Annotated in this window: 16 protein-coding genes; 11 read left to right on the top strand and 5 right to left on the bottom strand. The window is 47.1% G+C overall.

The window, feature by feature from the left end; genetic code table 11:
- Positions 1–190: 190 nt before the first annotated feature.
- The 10 genes from AC1U9U_RS09285 to AC1U9U_RS09330 all read left to right on the top strand — a co-directional run bounded on the left by AC1U9U_RS09285 (position 191) and on the right by AC1U9U_RS09330 (position 11610).
- Positions 191–916 carry a hypothetical protein gene (locus AC1U9U_RS09285; RefSeq protein ID WP_479960281.1) on the top strand — a complete coding sequence of 242 codons (726 nt, stop codon included), beginning with the start codon at positions 191–193 and terminating at the stop codon, positions 914–916.
- 200 nt (positions 917–1116) lie between these two features.
- A complete protein-coding gene (locus AC1U9U_RS09290; RefSeq protein ID WP_479960282.1) occupies positions 1117–1239 on the top strand; it encodes a hypothetical protein in 123 nt (40 codons plus the stop codon).
- A gap of 335 nt (positions 1240–1574) precedes the next feature.
- The gene (locus AC1U9U_RS09295) at positions 1575–1913 is read left to right on the top strand and encodes an autorepressor SdpR family transcription factor (RefSeq protein WP_479960283.1); all 339 of its coding nucleotides are present in this window, start codon (positions 1575–1577) and stop codon (positions 1911–1913) included.
- Between the two features lie 18 nt (positions 1914–1931).
- Positions 1932–2597: an SdpI family protein gene (locus AC1U9U_RS09300; protein ID WP_479960284.1), complete on the top strand. Its 666-nt coding sequence runs from the start codon at positions 1932–1934 to the stop codon at positions 2595–2597.
- A 112-nt stretch (positions 2598–2709) separates the two neighbouring features.
- Positions 2710–3420: a hypothetical protein gene (locus AC1U9U_RS09305; protein ID WP_479960285.1), complete on the top strand. Its 711-nt coding sequence runs from the start codon at positions 2710–2712 to the stop codon at positions 3418–3420.
- 149 nt (positions 3421–3569) lie between these two features.
- On the top strand, positions 3570–5459 hold the full coding sequence (locus AC1U9U_RS09310) for a cell wall-binding repeat-containing protein (protein ID WP_479960286.1): 1890 nt from the start codon (positions 3570–3572) through the stop codon (positions 5457–5459).
- 245 nt (positions 5460–5704) lie between these two features.
- Positions 5705–7567: a polysaccharide biosynthesis protein gene (locus AC1U9U_RS09315; protein WP_479960287.1), complete on the top strand. Its 1863-nt coding sequence runs from the start codon at positions 5705–5707 to the stop codon at positions 7565–7567.
- Positions 7568–7581: 14 nt separating this feature from the next.
- Complete coding sequence (locus tag AC1U9U_RS09320) at positions 7582–8937, top strand: nucleotide sugar dehydrogenase (RefSeq protein WP_479960288.1); 1356 nt, start codon at positions 7582–7584, stop codon at positions 8935–8937.
- A gap of 514 nt (positions 8938–9451) precedes the next feature.
- On the top strand, positions 9452–10489 hold the full coding sequence (locus tag AC1U9U_RS09325; RefSeq protein WP_479960289.1) for a Gfo/Idh/MocA family protein: 1038 nt from the start codon (positions 9452–9454) through the stop codon (positions 10487–10489).
- Positions 10490–10689: 200 nt separating this feature from the next.
- Positions 10690–11610 carry an N-acetyltransferase gene (locus tag AC1U9U_RS09330; RefSeq protein ID WP_479960296.1) on the top strand — a complete coding sequence of 307 codons (921 nt, stop codon included), beginning with the start codon at positions 10690–10692 and terminating at the stop codon, positions 11608–11610.
- Between the two features lie 125 nt (positions 11611–11735).
- Here the strand turns inward: AC1U9U_RS09330 and AC1U9U_RS09335 are convergent, their stop codons facing one another.
- Positions 11736–12101 (bottom strand): toxin-antitoxin system HicB family antitoxin, encoded by a 366-nt coding sequence (locus tag AC1U9U_RS09335; protein ID WP_479960290.1) that lies wholly within the window; start codon positions 12099–12101, stop codon positions 11736–11738.
- A gap of 451 nt (positions 12102–12552) precedes the next feature.
- On the opposite strand from AC1U9U_RS09335, the gene AC1U9U_RS09340 reads away from it, so the two are divergent.
- On the top strand, positions 12553–13995 hold the full coding sequence (locus AC1U9U_RS09340; protein WP_479960291.1) for an ATP-binding protein: 1443 nt from the start codon (positions 12553–12555) through the stop codon (positions 13993–13995).
- A gap of 23 nt (positions 13996–14018) precedes the next feature.
- Here AC1U9U_RS09340 and AC1U9U_RS09345 read toward each other — a convergent pair whose 3' ends face one another.
- The 4 genes from AC1U9U_RS09345 to AC1U9U_RS09360 form a co-directional block, all read right to left on the bottom strand.
- Positions 14019–15428: a flippase gene (locus tag AC1U9U_RS09345; protein WP_479960292.1), complete on the bottom strand. Its 1410-nt coding sequence runs from the start codon at positions 15426–15428 to the stop codon at positions 14019–14021.
- Between the two features lie 153 nt (positions 15429–15581).
- On the bottom strand, positions 15582–16877 hold the full coding sequence (locus AC1U9U_RS09350; RefSeq protein WP_479960293.1) for a glycosyltransferase: 1296 nt from the start codon (positions 16875–16877) through the stop codon (positions 15582–15584).
- A gap of 208 nt (positions 16878–17085) precedes the next feature.
- Entirely contained in the window at positions 17086–18615 is a 1530-nt protein-coding gene (locus tag AC1U9U_RS09355; protein WP_479960294.1) for a glycosyltransferase family 4 protein, read from the bottom strand.
- Between the two features lie 29 nt (positions 18616–18644).
- Positions 18645–19976: an O-antigen ligase family protein gene (locus AC1U9U_RS09360; RefSeq protein WP_479960295.1), complete on the bottom strand. Its 1332-nt coding sequence runs from the start codon at positions 19974–19976 to the stop codon at positions 18645–18647.
- Positions 19977–20020: the final 44 nt, after the last annotated feature.

Consider the following 20020-nt stretch of genomic DNA (forward strand, 5'->3'; position numbering starts at 1 on the left):
ATTCAGGTTGATAAGCCCCGTTTGCTGTTCTTTTTTCGCGAAAGCTTGTACCCCTTGAGAGACTTATGACAAAACGGACAAGCTTAAGGCGGAAAAAGGGTTGGGACATGCAGGAAAAGCGACAGGTTTCCCTCCTAAAAATTGGTAATATATTAAAGAACTATATTCCATTTTAAAAGGAGGGAGATTCATGGAGTTCGACAAAAAGAAGGTCCTTACTCTGGCGGGAACCCTCGTATTGGCCGGTGCGGTGGTTGTCGGTGGAATCTATGGACCGAGTGCCTGGAAAGTCTTTATGAATAAGGCAGCGCCCGAAAAAGATCCTGTCGTTATTCAGGCCCCACCTGTTGAAGGCGCGAACCCTCAGGATCCCAATGCAGCCGAAAATCTGCCTGGGCAAACAACTGGGGTTAGCCCTGCTGTAACAGTGACTGATCCGCCGGGAATCAATGCCACTCCACAGGGTGATGTCTCAGGGCCAAAGAAATATAAAGAGCCCGACACCAAAGACATCAGCATAGCCCCATCTATCGCCGGCTTTTTTGGCGAGAATGGTTTGAGCCAGGACGCCCAGAATTTGGTTTTTGGCGCGGCTTGGAATATCCATCAGTACGTGGATGGATATTTATTTGGACCTAATGCAGGTCCCCAGATGAATGAAGAAGATATTAAGCGGTACATCGTATTCCACAAGTCCCTGTGGGATCAACGCTTAAAGAGTGAAACCAACAAAGCGGCACAATTTAGTGAATACTTCAGTGCCATGCTGAATCGTGGAGCCGATGCTTATAACGCGAAGGACAAAGTTCGCATTGAGCAATTCCATCAAGAGCTTCATGATTTGGACACCCACCTGATGCGTGATGATCAGAGTGCGAAGATTTACGGGGCCACTCCATTTGCCACAAAACGGTAACGGATTCCGCTTTTTATAAAAATTATAGGAAAGCTATGCATTTTGGTTAGAGCAAATATTATGATAAGCAAAGGGGCTAATTTTTCACAAAAGCTTGAATGCAATACCGTGACGGGCGGAGGACCGTTCAACGCACCGGAGAGCAATATGCATGAGATAGAGTTCAAATCAAAAGGGCGACCGAAACAACTGAATATAGCGTGGGAAGTACGATTAAACGTATGAAGAGAACCCTAAGGGGTTACGGCATTCGGATTGATTCTGATCAAATTGATGCTGAAGCTATTAAGAAAAGCAACGAAAGTGCGCACCAGCCGGCGTGAATAATAGGCTACATCACTCAGAAAGGATCAGGGAAGAGGAAAAGATCTTTTCCAGGGAGCTGAGGTTTTAAGCGCTTTAAGACCGGAAGCTCAGAATGGATAGAGAGGTTGAAGCGGTGAAGTAGATTCGCTTCAGGTGAATAAGGGAAAAAATGCGCGCTTTAAGAAAATAAGATCTGACCGACGGGTCAGGTCTTTTTCTATGCCAAGCATAAATTCCAAATAAAACCTTGAAGTTAGGTTACTCTAATTATTGACCTTAGAAATAAACTACGCTAAAATAAAGATAAGATATTTAGGAAACTATCTAATAGTCTAAATAAAGGGGGGATAAAATGTCTCCACTGAATGACACCTTTAAAGCTCTTTCGGATAAAACACGCCGCCAGATTATTAAGCTTTTAAGAGCCGGAGATTTAACAGCGGGAGAAATTGCCGACCAATTCGATATGACCAAGCCAAGCATTTCCCATCATTTAAACATGCTCAAACAGGCAGATCTCATCAGTGATCGCCGGCAAGGGCAAAATATCTATTATTCCCTAAATACTTCAGTATTTGAAGAGCTAATCGGCTGGTTTTTAGAGTTTACCGGCAAACAACCGGAAGAGCTGGATTTTTATCACGACTTAGAGCCAGAGGGGACTCCCAAAAAGAAACCGAACGACAAGTAGTTTGAAGGAGGAAAATATATGGATCAAACAAACAGCAAAAATCAAGGAAGTGCGCTTAAGATCATCTCAGGCATTTTTGTTATTATTAACTTAATTGTGGCAATATGGGCCTATCCCAAGCTTCCGGAGCTGGTTCCCTCCCATTGGAATGCCGCGGGGGAAGTGGATGGGTATTCCGGTCCTTTTTCAGGGGCATTTTTGTTCCCGTTAATCATTTTAGGGATTTATCTTATGTTTTGGATCATACCCCGGATAGACCCGAAGCGGGCTAATTACCTGAAGATGGGAAGAGTCTTTTGGATTGTCGGCGCTGTTTTAATAGTGTTTCTATCAGCTATGTACTGGGGAACCATTGCTGTAGCGTTAGGTTATTTAGATACCCTACCCCGTTGGTACTTCTCCGGCATCGGCGTCATCTTTATCATCTTAGGCAATTACTTTGGCAAAATTAAATTCAACTATACCTTTGGGATTAGGACTCCCTGGACACTAGCCAACGAAGAGGTCTGGGTAAAAACCCATCGCTTCGCCGGTCCTATCTGGGTTCTGGGTGGAATACTAATGTGCTTGGTCGGATTTGTTCCCGCCGCCTGGTTTTTCCCCGTCTTTATGGTTGTCATTTGCGGCATTAGCATTTTGCCCGTGGCTTATTCTTATATCCTCTTCCGCAAAGTGGCTGGGTAGTGAAACAAGGAACCTGTCCCCCTGTTTCATAAAATTATTTGGTGCTTGTGTCTAAAATCTCTTTTCCCTGGTCAAGCTATGAATAGAATCCAGGAAAAGGAGATTTTTGTTTATGCGTAAGAAGTATTTATTAATTGGTTCGGTAGCACTTGGGATCGGCTTAGTGCTCGGGGCAGTAGGCTTTGCCCTGGCAAACACTCCCGCTAATGGTAATTCACACCTTGCTTTTTGGGATAAAAAAGATTCCAAATCCACGACAGGGCCAATCACGGGTTCCTTAAATAATCCTGTCACCGGACTACCCAATCCTTCGGGGATTTTGACTCCGGAAGGAAGTACACTTAATCCTAACGATACTTTAGATCCGAGCGGGTTGGGTGGGGACCCGGCGGAAACCACGACCCCCAATATGTCCCAAACTGTTCCCGATGAGCCGGCACAGATCATTATCTCGGATTATAAGCTGAATCTGGCCACCCTATTTAAAGCTTGGAAATCTGTGGACATGGAAAGTTTTCGCGCCGAATTGAGCAAGGCTTATACAGGAGAACTTTTTGAAAAACATGCCCGCCAGGCAGAGCCCTTTATCGCTCAAGGGGTAGGAATTGATGTAAGCGATATCCGTTTTAACAGTGTCAAGGTTGACGCTGCTACCTCAACTTCTGCGACATTAACCGCCTCCTATAACTACATTGCGGAGGACTATGATATAGGCAATGACGTTACCATGGGTGAAAGCGTAGAGCATGAAGTAAAGGTTAGGGTCAATATGGTTAAGAATGACGACCGTTGGCTGATCACTGGGGAGACAATCCTTCAGTAATAGTGGGAACTAATTAAGGAACGCATGTTTCTGTTCTTGTTTGAATAGAAGCATGCGTTTTATTTTCCGAGAATATAGGTTTTTCCGGAAGGAAACCGGGGGTAAATGTTGAAATAGGTACAAAGCGACACGAATTAGGAGGAGATGCTGTGACTCGCAGATTTGCTTTAACCGGCGTAATGATTTGTGCCTTATTAACAGCCCAGTCCCTCGGGCATCCGGTTTCGATTAATGCCGCTACGGCTGCCAAAGGATATGTAACGCAAGTTGCAGCGAATGCTTTTGTCAATCCGGCTTATGATGAAATTAACCAAATGCTTGAAAGGATTGCTAAGGAAAAAGAGATCCCCAGCATTATTCTCAAGGCCATCGCTTTCAAAGAAAGTTCTTGGCGCCAGTTTGATAAAGAGGGCAACCCCCTCTTAGGCTCCAACAAGGCCCATCCTGCCATCGGCATCATGCAGATTGCTACTTATAAAGATGATGATCTGCAAACCATTGAAAAGCTCAAAACGGATATCGAGTATAATATTCGCATGGGCGCCGATCTCCTTAATGAAAAATGGCGTTTTACTCCAACTATCGGCGATGGGGACCGCAATAAGTTGGAAAATTGGTATTTTGCCCTTTGGGCCTATAATATTTGGACAGATAAAAATAACCCCAATACTCTGGCTGCTACTGACCCTTCGGCACAGACCTACCAAGAAAAGGTTTTCCGCATTATGGCTAATCCCGAAGGCTTTTTTACTCAGTATATTGAGCCGGTTGAAGTCAGCCGTATTCCGGCGGAGTCTCTGCCTGCTACCGGTGTTCCTGCCAAAACCGCAGCTTGGCCTACTCCGGAACCCTTTCACTACGGGGATCTAGCTACTTCGGGAAACCCTCATGACCCGAATAAACCTAACGTACCTGAAGCGTCTGAGAATCCGGGAGGTTCAGTGAACCCCGGCACCCCTGATACCCCTCCCCCACACGAACAAGACCCCACTCCATCTACTCCCCCCAATGAACCTCCCTCCCGAGGAGGGCAACCGCCTAAAATTCTCGAATTTAACCGCTTAGCCGGAGATAATCGTATTGAAACTGCGGTAAAGCAAGCCTTAAAGGGCTGGTCGGGGGGAGCTGATACGGTAGTCCTGGCTCGGGCTGATCATTTTCCGGACGCCTTAGCCGGGGTCCCTTTGGCTGCTCAATACCATGCCCCAATTCTCCTTACCTCCAGCACGGGTCTTAGCTCCCAAGTGGAAGAGGCCTTAAAAACATTAAACCCTACCAAGGTAGTTTTACTGGGAGGAGAAGGTGCACTCGGCCCGCAAGTTGCTAAAAAACTGGAGGCCTTAGGTTGGAGCGGGGAAAAACAAATCCGCTTAAACGGACTAAATCGCTATGAGACAGCGGCAGCCATCGCCCTCACCACAGCCGGCCTTCCCTTGGATATACTGATGAACCTGGACCAAGACAACCGTGGTAAAACCTCAATAGAAGCAATAGCTATCGCTACCGGCGCGAATTTCCCCGATGCCCTTAGTATTGCTTCCATAGCCGGAATCAAGCAAATGCCTATACTCCTTACCGAACCCAAGACTCTTCCTAAGGAGACCAAGGCGGCCTTAAAAGCTCTCAATCCTCAGAAAGTCTATCTGATCGGCGGCGAAGGAGCTATTTCTCCGGCTGTTCAAACCGCTATCCAAGAACAATTGAATCTTTCGCCCTCCCAACTAATTCGCTTATATGGAGACTCCCGCTATGACACCATGGCAGCTGTGGCGGAAGAATTTGCCGGGGAGGGCCAAGGTCTCTGTTTTGCCACGGGCCAGGATTTTCCCGATGCCTTAGCCGGAGCCGCCCTAGCCGCCCGCCTCCAAGCCAAAGTAATTCTGCTTCCCAAAGGCTCCCTTGATGACTATCCACGCCTCAAAAATGCCATTGCCCAGCACCCCTGGAATAGGGAAACCCAGCCGTATATATTTGGGGGAGAAGGAGCAATCTCACCTGGGCAGGTAAAGGAGCTAAAGGAACTTTTGTTGGGGTCATAATTCGGTGTGTCAAGGGGACGGAGTTGTTGACACATTCCCCCGACACGTGGAAACATGTTCTGAGCCCGATTTATTGCAAAAAAGCCGAGAATTTACCCTCTGGTGACCTCTCGTGAAATGATGCACTCTCCTCGAAACCTAGTAGAGGCACCGGCCAGCTTATATAAAGTATGTCTTGTTGTAAAATGGAAGAAACTATAGTAAACTGAAAAACGGTGCAAATATAGGGAAGGGATCACTATACCATGATATGGCGTAAAAGAACTTTGTTACTTATGGCTATAGACGCTGTGTTAGTTAACCTTGCAGCGTTTTTAAGCTTTTATATCCGTTTTGGTTTTGACGGAGACGGCAGTATCCCACAGGAGTACTTGCTGACACTTACCCACTCCGCTTGGACAGCAACTATTATTTACCTGGCGGTGTTCTACATTTTCGGGTTATATAACAAGCTTTGGCAATATGCCAGTATCGGCGAGCTTGTCTCCATTATCTTCGCCGTAACGGTAGCTACAGCGGGAACGGTAACCACGGTTTATTTCCTGGCTCCTTTGCGTTTTCCGCATTCCGTATCGGCACTTTTGTGGTTTAGCACTCTCTTTTTAATCGGCGGTTCCCGCTTTATCTGGCGAATCCTCCAAGACAATATCTTTACTCCCCATGTGCCCGGTTCCCAGAACCAGGTCTTGATCATTGGGGCAGGGGACGCAGGAGTCATGGCGGCAAGGGAATTAAAAAACAAGAACTATCGGGAAGGACGCCCCGTAGGTTACATCGATGACGCGGCTAAAAAGCAAAGACTGCAGCTCATGGGTATACCCGTCTTGGGGACCCGCAAAGATATTCCCCGTGTGGTCAAAAACCATAATATCGATAAGATCATTATCGCCATGCCCTCGGCTTCCGGGGAAGTAATCCGGGAAATAGTCGGAATCTGTGAAAAAACCGGCGTGGATCTCAAGATCATGCCTGGTGTTTTCGATGTTTTAAGTGGTAAATTAGATACCAAAGAAATCCGCCAAGTCCAGGTAGAAGACTTACTGGGTCGGGAACCGGTTACGGTGGACTTGGAAGATGTGGCCGGCTACCTGACCGGGGAAGTGGTCCTCATCACCGGCGGGGGTGGCTCCATCGGGTCGGAACTTTGTCGCCAAGTGTCCCGCTTTAATCCAGGTAAGCTAATTATCGTGGGGCACGGGGAAAACAGTATTTTTGATATTGAACAAGAACTCCGCGCTGATAACCCCAACCTTGATATCGCTACGGAGATACTGGATATTAAGGATCGGGATAAAGTTCAGGTTGTTTTCCAACGCCATAAGCCAGGGGTTGTTTTCCACGCGGCAGCCCACAAACATGTGCCCTTAATGGAAAAAAACCCTGAAGAAGCCTTGAAAAACAATGTCATGGGCACCGGCAATCTGGCAGAGGCTGCCGACTCCGTAAAGGTCAAGACCTTCGTCTTGATTTCCACAGACAAGGCTGTGAATCCGACCAGCGTAATGGGTGCCACTAAACGCATCGCGGAAATGGTCATCCAGAGTATGGACAAGCGTTCCGATACTAAGTTTGTGGCCGTCCGTTTTGGCAATGTCCTTGGGAGCAGAGGCAGCGTAATTCCTACTTTTAAACGCCAGATCGCCAAAGGTGGACCGGTCACTGTCACCCATCCCGATATGGTCCGTTATTTCATGACCATCCCCGAAGCTTCCCAGCTGGTGATTCAAGCCGGGTCCATGGCCCAAGGGGGAGAAATCTTTATTCTGGACATGGGTCAACCGGTTAAGATTCTCGATCTCGCCCGCGATCTCATTCGCCTTTCCGGGTTTGAGCCGGATGTGGATATTAAGATCAAGTTCACAGGTATGCGTCCCGGTGAAAAACTTTACGAAGAGCTTCTTACCGCCGAAGAGGGAACAACAGCCACGAAACATAAACGAATTTTCGTAGCAAAGCCCAATAACATCAATGTTTCTCAGCTGGAGGAGCTTATTCACCTGATCCGGGAGCGTGGTTCCTACCTAACTCGGGAAGAGGTTTTAGCCCAGTTACAGGCCAATGTGCCTACGTTTAGAAAGCAAGCATCCAAAGCTGCTGCCAATCAATAAGGGGGAAAAATTTCATGTTGCGTATGAAAGAAGTAATTACCAGTGAAGATGTTTTAGCCCAAAGATTAAAAGCAAAGATCCAAGACCATTCTGCAACTGTCGGTGTCATCGGTCTCGGCTATGTAGGACTCCCCTTAGCTGTTGAGAAAGGAAAAGTGGGCTTTACCGTCATCGGCTTTGATATTAACTCTAACCGGGTAGCCAAGGTCAATGCCGGAGATAATTATATCGGCGATGTTAAGGATGAAGAACTCCAAGCCTTAACTCAAAAAGGTTTACTTACCGCCACTACTGATTATGCTCGCCTTGCCGAGTGTGATGTGATCGTCATCTGTGTACCTACCCCCCTGACCATTACCAGAGATCCGGACATCTCCTACATCCAGGCCTCTTCCGGGGAAATCGCCAAATATCTTAAGCCCGGACAGCTGGTTACTTTAGAGAGCACCACCTACCCGGGAACCACCGGGGAAGTCATCCTCCCGATGCTGGAGCAAAGCGGCCTCAAAGTCGGCAAAGACTTCTTCCTGGCTTTCTCACCGGAGCGGGTAGATCCAGGCAATAAACGTTTTACTACTAATAATACCTCAAAGGTTGTCGGGGGAGTGACCCCGGTCTGCTTAGAAATAGCCTATACTTTCTATGCCCAAACCATTGTTAACGTAGTACCGGTCTCCAGTCCCGCCGCTGCGGAGCTGACCAAGGTATTTGAGAACACTTATCGGGCCGTCAACATCGCTTTAGTCAATGAACTCATGCTCCTCTGTGACCGCATGGGCATCGATATCTGGGAAGTAGTGGAGGCAGCCGGAACCAAACCCTTCGGTATCCAAACCTTCTGGCCCGGTCCGGGCGTAGGCGGCCACTGCATCCCCATTGACCCCTTCTACCTTACTTGGAAGGCTAGGGAATATGATTTCCATACCCGCTTCATCGAGCTGGCCGGGGAAATTAATGTGGAAGTATCCTACCATGTTATCAATAAGGTAATTCGTTCCTTGAACAATGAAAACAAGAGCCTCAAAGATGCCATGGTCCTCGTCTTGGGTGTGGCTTATAAAAAAGATATCGATGATGTCCGTGAATCCCCGGCGCTCAAGATCATGGAGCTGCTCCGGAAAAACGGTGCCAATATCACTTACCATGACCCTTATATTCCGGTTATCGAGCCCCATGGCGGCTCAACTATGCATCTGGAAAGTAGCGAACTCACCGATGCAGCCTTGGCCGCAGCCGATTGCGTCCTGATCCTCACCGACCATAGCTCGGTAGACTACGAGCGGGTCGTAGAAAAAGCCAACCTCATCGTCGATACCCGCAACGCCACCAAAAACGTAGAGCACAACCGCGAAAAAATCGTCAAACTATAGTGAAACAGGGGGACAGGTACACTGTTTCATCTCTAACTTCATAAGGAAGACAAAAGCTGTAATAAGTGGAGAATCGATAGATTCTCCTTCTTTTTGGCTAGTCAGAAAGTATAAGTCTGCGGGCGCATAAGGGCAACCAGCGGCTTCGCTTTCGCTAAAGCAACAAGTGCAAAAGCAGTGCTTTCGTGGCGAAGCCGGGTTTTCTTTAATTAATCAGAAAGTATAAGTTCGAAGGAGGGATTCCCCTTTTACTTGGCTATCCTGAATAAGATCGTTCGCACACGCCTAGGACGACACGATGTCTGGTCATTGTTATAACTTTAACTTTTGTCATTAATTAAGGTGCCGCGTTACGAGATGGGAGTCTAATTGGGTACCTATTTTTAAGGTACCCCATTTAGTGATATAATAGGTAAAGTTAGAATAAAAAATGAAACAAGGGACCTGTCCCTCTGTTTCAATGAAAGAATGGGACGGGTCCCTCGTCCCTGTAAATAAGGAGTGGAATGAAAACGTGGATAAAAAAATGCGTTTCGCCGTCATCGGCTGTGGGCGAATTGCCCCCAAACATGCCGAATCTATTGTAGCTTTAGAGGAAGCGGAGTTAGTAGCGGTCTGTGATATTGTCCCGGAAAAGGCCCAAGCCTTTGCGGATAAATACGGGGCTAAGCCTTACACTTCCTACGAAGAGATGCTCGACAAAGAAAAAGTCGATGTGGTAACAATCGCCACGGAATCGGACCTTCATGCGCCCATCGGTATCTATGCCGCAAAAGCGGGCAAACATGTCATGGTGGAAAAACCTATGGCCATGACCTTAGAAAGTGCCGACGAACTAATTCGCACCTGTCATGAGGCCGGAGTGAAGCTAGCCGTCATCCACCAAAACCGCTTTAACAAAGCCATCAAACTCATGCACAAAGCTCTCGAGGAAGGCCGCTTCGGTAAACTAACCCATGGACAAGCTACCGTTCGCTGGAACCGAAACGATGAATATTATTCCCAAGCCCCTTGGCGGGGAACCAAGCTCCAAGACGGCGGTGTCTTAATGAATCAGTCCATCCATAATATCGACCTTCTCCAATGGACCTTTGGCCCGGTAGAGTCAGTCTTTGGCTATACCCGTACAGCTTTGCGCAAAATTGAGATGGAGGACGTAGGGGTCGCTGTTATTAAGTTTAAAAACGGTGCATTAGGGGTCATCGAAGCAGCTTCCACCATTTATCCCAAAAACATCGAAGAAACCCTCAATATCTTTGGGGAGACCGGCTCCGTTATGATCGGTGGTATCGCTGTCAACCGCATCGAAACCTGGGAGTTCCCCAATAGCGAAGAAGAGAAAAAAGCCATCTTCGCCAGCCAAGAGAGCGACCCACCTAACGTCTATGGTTTCGGGCATCGAGAAATTATCAAGGATATGATCGAGGCTATTCGTGAGGATCGCACTCCGGCCATTCCCGGTGAAGAAGGACGCAAGGCCTTAGAGATTATTCTCGCTATCTATAAATGCCAGGAGACTAAGGAGCCTGTGGTGTTTCCGCTCGTGGAGTAGAGGTTGGGGCATTGCTTTCTGGACGCCAAACCTTAGGGCAATACCTGATGTGAGCCGGTGGCTCCGCTATGCTACTGAAGCCTTAGCTGCCTTATACACAGTGAAAATCGTTCACTCTTGCGCGAGAAGCTACGCTTACGGGCATATGAAGAAGTATGTCATTTAGAAATGAGGTCATACATATGACAAACCATAAAAACATGAACAGTAATCAAACCCATCCCACTAATATCGACCCAACAGCCAACATCCCCGCCAGTGTAACCATCTCTCCCTTCTGCGTAATCCAAGCCAATGTTACTCTCGGGGAGAAAGTCATCCTAGGGGTGGGTTGTGTGATCGAAGAAGGTGCGGTTATTGGTGCAGGTACAATTCTTGGACACCATGTCACAGTTGCGGCAGGGGCAACAATAGGGGAGGAATGTGAGCTTGCTGCCCATGTGAGCATCGGCTCCGGGGCCAAGATCGGGGCGCGGACTCGCGTTGGTGAGCACACTTCTGTTTATCCTCAGGCAGAGCTTGGGGAAGATGGGTTTATCGGCAGTAGTTCCTCAATCGGTCGTTTCCCGAAGGCCGCCGCCACCAGTACGGTGAAGGCGCATACAGACTTACCCCCATTAAAAATGGGGAACGGCTATACAATTGGCTGCTCCGTGGTTCTTTATGCCGGAACCACATACGGAGAAAAAGTTTTCCTAGGGGATGGAGCTTTGGTCCGCGAACGCTGCATCATCGGCAAGAATGTGGTTATCGGTAGTGGTGCCGCCGTGGAAAACGACACCCGCATCGGGGATTACACTAAGATCCAGACCGGGTCTTACATTACAGCTTATATGGAAATCGAAGAGCGGGTCTTTATCGCTCCCATGGTGACCACCACTAATGATAACTATATGGGGCGCACAGAAAAACGCTTCAAATATATCAAAGGAGCAACAATCTGTCGGGGAGCCCGCATTGGCGGCGGGTCCATCTTACTTCCGGGAATCAGGGTTGCCCCGGAGACCTTTGTGGCGGCCGGAGCTCTAATCACCAAGGACACCACAGAAAAGCGGGTAGTCAAAGGTTTTCCTGCTAAAGAGCTAAGGGAAGTGCCGGAGGAAGAGTTGCTTCAGGAATAGAATAGGTTTAGGTTCTAGAATTAGGAGATTATTAACAGTGGCCCCATCAAAAGATGGGGTTTTTTCTTTTCAAAGATCAGGTGTATGTAATACGAGAGGCCCGGGATCATCCCGGGCCGCTTGTTTTAACCCCTATATCCGATTCCACGTGACAATTGATAGAGAATGAATTGATTGAGACTAATGTTTTCTTCTTTAGCTTTTTCAGATAGTGCCTGGTGGAGAGATTTAGGCATACGGACACGAAGTTGACCTGAGAAATCGGAGACTTTACTTGGTTCGGGTACTTCTCGCCCTAAATCCATGCAGGTTTCAATCCAGCCACGTTTTGCATCTTCGAGATTAGCTAAACACTCTTCGACAGACTCGCCATCCGATATGCATCCTGGAAGGATAGGAATCTGGGCGAACCATCCGCCACCTTCCTCTTCAGAGAGTTTTCTAAGCTTAATTTCATAATCCAGATTTTCATAGTATTCAAAGTCTTTCACTGGTCCTCGCTCCTTTCGAGTTTGCGGATTGCATTGATTGCTTCTTTTACATATACCGCCTTGACTGGCCGCGAAAATGGGACGGTTATAATATCAATTAGGTTTTGGTGGGTATAATTATAATGGCTTGTGCCTTTCTGTGATTGTCTACGTACAAAGCCATAGCGAATAAGTACCTTATCTAAATCCTCGAACTTTACATCCTTTGGATTATTTACGATTTGTGCATACAGTTTATCAAACGTGGTCAACTTAATCACCCCTCCATATATGATACCATATATGGAACCTAATACGCAAGATGAACTTGAAATATTTGTGAAAAATAACCTTAGGAAGAGGCTTCACGTAATCATGAAATAGCGTTTATTAAATTCCTCGGATTAATCACTAGTATACTATTGATTATTACGTGATATAATTATAGTATGGAGTTAAAGGAGTGGATTTTATGGCTTTAGTTTCTGAAGAACAAGTGATTAAAGTCTTGCAACAATATAATCCGTGGTGGAGAGCACCTGAGAGAATCCAAGTACTAACTAAACCTCAAAAAAGGGTTGCTTATAATGAAGCAATGAAGTGTTTAACCCATCCCTCTATCCGCAGATTTGTGGTATTGTCTGGAGCTAGACGAGTAGGAAAGACAACAATAATGTATCAAATGATTGAGGATTTATTAAAACAAGGTATTGCGCCAAGGAATATCCTCTATATAACTTTTGACAATCCGATAGTTAAGCTTGTTAGCATTGATGAAGTTTTAAGTATATATGAATCCCTCTATCCGATTGAGGGGAAAAAGTATTTGTTTTTTGATGAAGTTCAGTACACAAATAACTGGGAGCTATGGATGAAGGTACTATATGATTCCCGTAGGGATATTTGTCTCACAGCCACAGGCTCTGCCAGCCCAATTATTCAGAAGGGAGCAGCCGACAGCGGTGCCGGGCGATGGACGGTGCTTAAAATTCCGACCTTATCTTTTTATGAATACTGTGAGCTGCTTCAGTTGGCGGCACGGCCGGTACTTAAAAACAATATTAAACTATCGGAATTGGTAAGTCTAGGAAAAGGCAAACTTGCAGAGCTGGTAAATGATTTCTACCCCTTAGTCCAGCATTTTAATCGTTATTTGTTAATTGGTGGTTTCCCGGAACTGGTACTATCTGATGATGACACCTATGGGCAAAGATTACTTCGTGAAGATGTAGTGGACAAAGTTATCAGAAGAGATGTCTTAACTTTATTTAATGTAAGAAACCCGCTTTTAATGGAAAAATTGTTCTTATACCTCTGTATGAACTCATCTGGAATCTTTAACGCCCAAACAGCTGCAAAAGAGTTGGATAACATAAGCGTCACAACTTTGGATAATTACCTTGAATTTCTTGAGAAATCAAATCTGATTTATCGCGCTAATCCTATAGATGTAGGTAGCAAAGGTGCCTTAAAAGGCAGACCCAAAATTTTTGTTGCTGACCCAGCGATTCGCAATGCGGTGCTCATGATTGATGATGTCCAGACGAATGAAAGAGAAATGGGCGTTATGGTAGAAACTGCTGTGTTTAAACACTTCGTTTCTTATTACGAAGGAAAGACAGCCACAGTAGGCTATTTTAGAAAGCTAAAGGATAATCAAAAGGAAGTAGATGTAGTCATTGATCAGCCGCAAGGAAAAATACTTTGTGAAGTAAAATACCGCAATGACTCATCTGTACATGCCTCAGATGCGATAGTAACGTTGGCTTCCGATAAAAACGCTAATGTTACAAGTGCCTTTATCGCAACAAAAAAGCTTACCGATTATGGAATCAGTAAGCATGATACACAAGTACCCATATTGAGAATCCCGGCATTAGTGCTTTTATATTTACTGGGCGGGGCCGATTCCTGAAACAGGGTACCTGTCCCTCCGTTTCACTTCCGGCTAACCCGCTTCACCACAAAAGCTCCGATTTTGCGGAAATCCTTATCGATGGCAACGATGGCGAGGCAGAATACGAGTCCTGCCACAGATGCAGAGAGGAGAGGATGGAAGTCTTTAAGGAGCCAAGCGGTCCCTGCCATCAGAAGAGAAGAGACTATGGTACTGGGGAGCTGCCGCCACAAGCGGATCTTATAGACATTCTTGCGGACAAGATAATAGTAGGCTAAAAGGATGAAAATCTCCACGAGGATTACCGCATAAGCAGCACTATAGACGCCTGTCAGGGGCTTTAAGGCAAAGATTGCGCCTGCCAAGAGTACGAGTGCCAAGCCCTGTACTATGGTCCGCTGCATCTGCCTTCCTGTAGTCGTCAGAATATCCCCTAAGGAAAAACTCATGCACTCTAAAGCCAGGAACCAGGAGACGATCATCAGAATAGGGATGGATTCGTTGAATTTCCCGTCATAGAGCCACACAGTAAGCGGGCCGGCCAAAACAAAGATTAAGGTGCTTCCGGCAATCCCCACCGCCGATAAGGCCTTAAAGACTTTCTCGATAACCCCTTGATGTTGATCCCGATCCGTTGCCCCCAGTTGGTAGAGGACCGGATAAAGGGCACTGGTCATCATGCTGGGGATAAAGACTAAGATCAGAATCAGTTTGTAGGCGGCGGAGAAAATCCCCACCTCCTCGCTGGTAGCAGTCCAGGATAAAACCAGAATGCTGAATTGGGTAAAAACATTATAAAATATCCGGTGAACCCCAAAGGGCAGGCCATGAACCACCATATTAGTCATAGTGGGAAACTCTACCCGGGGCTTGATTTCCTTCCTTAAAGCCAGATACAAAAGAAGCGTGGTAATGGCATAGCCAAGCAAATGGGTAAAGGTAATGGAAACAACCCCTAACCCGGCCACCAGTACACCAATCGTAAAGATGGCGATCAGAATCGTAGTCAGGAATTGATAAAGGGCAGCCAGATAAATCTTCTGCACCGCTTGATAATAATTGTAAACAGATTGATTGATAGCATTAAAACTTACAGCTATCCCAACGATAATGACCATAGTTTTTATCGTCCCATTATAAGGGAACATAAAAAGCAGCATGGCCAGGTAGCACAATACACATAATAGGGTTTTCACGAACAGGGTATTGCCGAAATACTGGGGCAGCACTTTCGCGTTCTTGGAGCCCTCCTGCACCATCAGCTGGCTAATACCCAACTCGGAAAAAAGGATAAAGGTTCCTACATAGGCATAGGCCACTGAGTAATCCCCGTAAGGCCCCGGCCCTAAATATCGGGTAACCAGAATCCCTAAGACGGCAGAAATGGATTTGGCCAAGAGGCTGGAAATCCCCAATGCTGTCGCGTTTTTAGCTATAAGTCGAGTATCCATTTAAAATATGCCTCCCACGGAAGTAAAAGGATGATTACCTTGCTTCCTTTCATCCAATCTTTGAGCCCGCAAAGTAATTGTTTGCTGTGGATGCAGACGTCAGGTTGAAACAAGGTACCTGCCCCCCTGTTTCGTTTGCTGTGGATGCAGACGTCAGGTTGAAACAAGGAACCTGTCCCCCTGTTTCAGCGCTTCTTCGTAGATAGCAAGGGTCTTTTGGGCGTTATGTGCCCAGGTGAAATTATTCAGGACTAGTTCCCGGCCCTTAATACCCATTTCCAGAGCCAGTTCAGGGTTTCCTAATAATTTCTGTAGCGCGATGCGGATATCCTCAGCATTGCGGGGGCGGACCGTCAAGCCGACCCCTTCCCGATTAATCAGGGGAGCGATACCTTCCCCTTTGGTACCGATCACCGGCTTACCCTGGGACATAGCCTCCAGATAAACCACCCCAAAGGCCTCGTCCCAGCTAGGCATAACAAATATATCGCATTTAGCCATTTCGGCCATAGCCTGGGGATGGGGGAGGCTTCCTAAGAACTCCACATGGTTCCCCAAGCCTAGGGCAGCAACCTGCTCTTCGAGGCTTTGCCGTTCCGCCCCGTCGCCAACGATGCGATAGACCAAATTCGGATAAGATTTAAGTAAATCGGAATTAGCCAGAGCCTCTAAGACATAGACATGCCCCTTGGGCTTACGCAAAAAACCCACTGTCAAAAGAACGGGCCTGCGATCAGCCAGTTTGTCCGCAGCGATTCCGCCCTCATTCGCCGGTCCGCTCTCAACTTGTTGATACTCGCTTTCTGTTTCGGAGTCGGCTCCAACTTCGGGTTCAACACTATCCCCAAACTCCGCCCCATTATAGATCACCCGATATTTGCCAAGGTCATCTGCCCACTGTTCCAGCCCGTAATTCACCCGCAGCTTATCACTGACGAGGATTACCCGACTTGCTTGCCTAAGGGTATCCTTGACACTTTGGGCACAGCGAAGTGAGCGATTTAAGGTATGAGCAAAATCCTGCCCATGGATGGTGACTACCACAGGCAGATTATATTTTTGTCCGAAGGCCACCGCCGCAGCTCCATCCGGATGGGCTACATGGGCATGGATCAGATCCGGCTGCTTCTCCCGTATCAGCTTGGCGATCAGCCTGCTCATGCCCAGCCGATAGGTAAAGGGATAATGGACAAAAAAATACCCCCGGGGAAACTCAAGAACCCTGGGATGATAGATATCCATGCCCTGATGGATTTCCTGGAAGGGAATTTGAGCATACTTTCCCCATTTGCCTAAGGTTTTAAGGACGCGGGGAAACCAGGGAGTAGGATTGACTAAAGTGATCTCCACCCCTTGCTCATGAAGGGCTTCTATTTGTTGTTGTACGAATATCCCATTTAAAGGTTCAACCAGAGTGGGATAAAGGTGAGAGATAACTAGAACTTTCATATTGCATCCTTTTTCGTAAGCATTCTTATATGGTATATCGGGGCGTGAGCTCCTGAAACCATTCACTGGATGGTTTCTTACACGGAGACTCACGTACTTAGTAGCTCCAGGGCCGGTGCGCTTGCTTTCGTAGTAGTTACGAAAGCTTCGCTCGCCTAGAAGCTACGCTAACGGGCTTTATGACTGCTGCGGTAGTAAGGCCGTTTTATTAGGTACTAACGAGTACTTCCTCATACACCGCCAAAAGCTTCTTTTCTTCGCTTTCCCAAGAGTATTTCTCGTGGAAGGCGTCCCAGCCCCTTTGGGCATAGCTAAGGGCTTGAGCGGGGTTCTCAATCAAATAACAGATTTCCCGGGCCAGGGAATCGGGGTCACCGGGCTCAGCCAGGCGACCACATTCATCCTCACCAAGAATCTGCTCGATATAGCCGAAACGGGAGCCCACCACCGGCAATCCAGCCGCCATATATTCAATCAGCTTCACCGGGATAGCTTTTGTGTAATTCAGAGTCGGGAGAAGAGGAACAAGTGCAATCTGAGCACTCTTTAAAATTCCGGGAACCCGGCTATAAGGAACTTTCCCCAGGACCTGGACATTGCCTCGTTCCAGCCAACTTTCCAATGGTATAAACCGTTCGGAAACATCCCCAAGCTCCACGGGGCCAACTAATTGGCAAATTGCCTCGGGGTGCTTCTCACGTACCAGAGGCATAGCTTCCAGAATGACCTCCAAGCCCCGTTCCTTATTGATTCCGCCTAAGTACAGGATAACCGGAGCCTTAGAAGCCCGCCGGTCACAATCATCAGAGGTTTCCTCGGTAACATTTTTAGAGTTCCCTCTCAAGGACTCCGTACCGCAGGCATCTTCCTGTTGCCTTGATGTTTCCACTTCGAACTTCGTAGTACATTTGTCTTCTGCTTTCCCCTCGAGCATAGAACCTTGTACCTCGTACCTCTCATTGTCCCTTTCGCACGCGGAATCACGCACCACGAGTCTCGCCCTCGGCCTTTCAAACTGAAACTGCTGTTGCAGGGGAAAGTTAAACAGACTAGCCCCCAGCGGATTATACTTCTTAAATAAATCCTCCATGTGGTGGTTTACGGTAAAGACACCGGCAAATCGCCGGGCGGCGCTCTTTTCGACTAGCTCAAATACGGCTGCAACAGTTCTCCTTAATGGCGTCGGCAGCCAATAGCGGGTCTTAAGGCTATCGGCATAATACTCATGAACATCATAAATAACCGGCTTACCCAGTTTTTTCTGTAAAGTAAGTCCGGTAAAAATCAGATCCGGATCATGAAAATGATAGACGTCCGCTTGCTCCTCCACAGCTGCTTGATAGATGTCCTTTAGGTTGAGGACCCTCTGGATTCTCTTTTGAAAAGGAGGCACATAGCGAATGCGTATACCCTCAACGATCTCTTCCTTAGGATAGCCGACGCCATGAGCATTGCCTACTTTCGCCTCAAGCGGACTAACCCCGCCCGAATCAACGGCCTTTACGTTCCCCTTCGATCCTCGATCCCCGGCAGCCATTATATCCTTCCCTATGGCATCAGCCGAGCCGCTCGCCCCAGCAGGGGCGTCGCCACCCCCCGCCTGCCTATGACCAGGATAAGGGGCAATCAGGACTACCTCATAACCGGCCTTACGCAGTGAGCAAGCTTCTTTATAAAAGATCCGGGCATCCAAGGGCGGATGGGCCGAAGTAAGAATACATATTTTATAGGCACCCAAATGTAAGACCTCCGTTACCCTAGTCTACTCTAATATTCTTCCCGCGCAGCGTTATATACTAATCCGATAATAATACTAAATAAAGTCATCATCTGCAAATTATAAAAGATCCCGGCCCAAAAGTTATAGAGAAAGATCGCCGGCAGCAGAGCCATATAGGAGCAAGCAAGCCAGGTCTTAAGATCAAACATATCGGTAGCCCGTCCGGCTGCCTGAGCATAGAAGCGTTTCAGGCCCATAACCCAGGGCTGGAGGAAAAACCAAAGATAGATAGCCAACCCGACAAAGCCATAACGGCGGGTAAAGAGAGCGTACTCATTATCCACCACAGTGGTCATCGCATGTTTTTGAGTTCCCCAGCCCAGGAGCGGGGATTGCCAAATAGACCCCACTGCAGCTCCCAGTCTTTCCACATGCCCAATGAAAGAGTTGCTGGTGTTAAAGTTAAACCCGTCATTAAGGCGCAGAAAAAATCCATCGGAGGCAGTCACAAACAGCAGCAAAGTCACAAGAAGTAAAGCCCCAATCCTCAGCATTATCGCCTTGCTCCTGCGGTAGTAAAAGAATGCCCAAATACTTAAGATGGAAAAGACAACAGCGATACCCGCTAAGGAAGTACGGGAAATGGTTAAATACTCTATTTTTATCACCAGAGCGATTAGAATCAGCAAGATAATGGGGAAGTAAGCCTTAGACTCCACAAAGTAATAGCGGGAGACTAAAAAGGCCAAAGTCATCACCGTAAAAATCCCGAAGAAATTCGGGTTATCAAAGGTGCCCAAGATCCGTGCCGGATTCCCCAGGATCATTGTTTCCCAGTGGTTGGGATTGAAAAAGGGGGAAAACCAAGTATTCAGGTTAAATAGATTAAAGCTTTGGGCAAACCCCAGTAAGATTAGAAAAACCAGTCCTCCTAAAAAAGCGTTTTTGAGGACATCAAACTCAGCCCGCCTTAAATCGATGGAGAGGACTAAAGTAATAATCAGAAAATATTTGGAAAAGGTCACCAATTCCATCACGTCTCGGATGCCATAAGCTCCGGCCCCCAGAATCACAACCCCGTAAAAGTTGGAAGCGGCGTAGGATAGAAGCAAGCAAAGGAAAATTAACCCCAGCCGCTTTAACCCGGGGCGTTGAAGGCGTAATTCTTCCTGTACCTCCGGCGAAAAACGAAAGCCCCTGAATACGAAAGCTAAAATATTTAAGCCGAAGATGCCGAATAAAAGCATCTCATCCACCCGAATATTGGGGAGACTCGGGTGGATTTCAAAGGATGGCAGAAGCATCGCAGAGAGCATGACCAGAACTAAAACGATCATGCGGCTCTCATTACGGCGAGTCAGTCCATTATTCCAGAACATAGATCCTCCTCAATACATATATAGAAGTTTTTTGTCTATCAATC

This window comes from Desulfitobacterium sp., from assembly GCF_982384815.1.

Bases quoted from the DNA above. Each gene is read 5' to 3' on its own strand.
- AC1U9U_RS09285 (WP_479960281.1), top strand. From the start codon at position 191: ATGGAGTTCGACAAAAAGAAGGTCCTTACTCTGGCGGGAACCCTCGTA.
- AC1U9U_RS09295 (WP_479960283.1), top strand. From the start codon at position 1,575: ATGTCTCCACTGAATGACACCTTTAAAGCTCTTTCGGATAAAACACGC.
- AC1U9U_RS09300 (WP_479960284.1), top strand. From the start codon at position 1,932: ATGGATCAAACAAACAGCAAAAATCAAGGAAGTGCGCTTAAGATCATC.
- AC1U9U_RS09305 (WP_479960285.1), top strand. From the start codon at position 2,710: ATGCGTAAGAAGTATTTATTAATTGGTTCGGTAGCACTTGGGATCGGC.
- AC1U9U_RS09315 (WP_479960287.1), top strand. From the start codon at position 5,705: ATGATATGGCGTAAAAGAACTTTGTTACTTATGGCTATAGACGCTGTG.
- AC1U9U_RS09320 (WP_479960288.1), top strand. From the start codon at position 7,582: ATGTTGCGTATGAAAGAAGTAATTACCAGTGAAGATGTTTTAGCCCAA.
- AC1U9U_RS09330 (WP_479960296.1), top strand. From the start codon at position 10,690: ATGAACAGTAATCAAACCCATCCCACTAATATCGACCCAACAGCCAAC.
- AC1U9U_RS09340 (WP_479960291.1), top strand. From the start codon at position 12,553: ATGGCTTTAGTTTCTGAAGAACAAGTGATTAAAGTCTTGCAACAATAT.
- AC1U9U_RS09345 (WP_479960292.1), bottom strand. From the start codon at position 15,428: ATGGATACTCGACTTATAGCTAAAAACGCGACAGCATTGGGGATTTCC.
- AC1U9U_RS09350 (WP_479960293.1), bottom strand. From the start codon at position 16,877: ATGAAAGTTCTAGTTATCTCTCACCTTTATCCCACTCTGGTTGAACCT.
- AC1U9U_RS09360 (WP_479960295.1), bottom strand. From the start codon at position 19,976: ATGTTCTGGAATAATGGACTGACTCGCCGTAATGAGAGCCGCATGATC.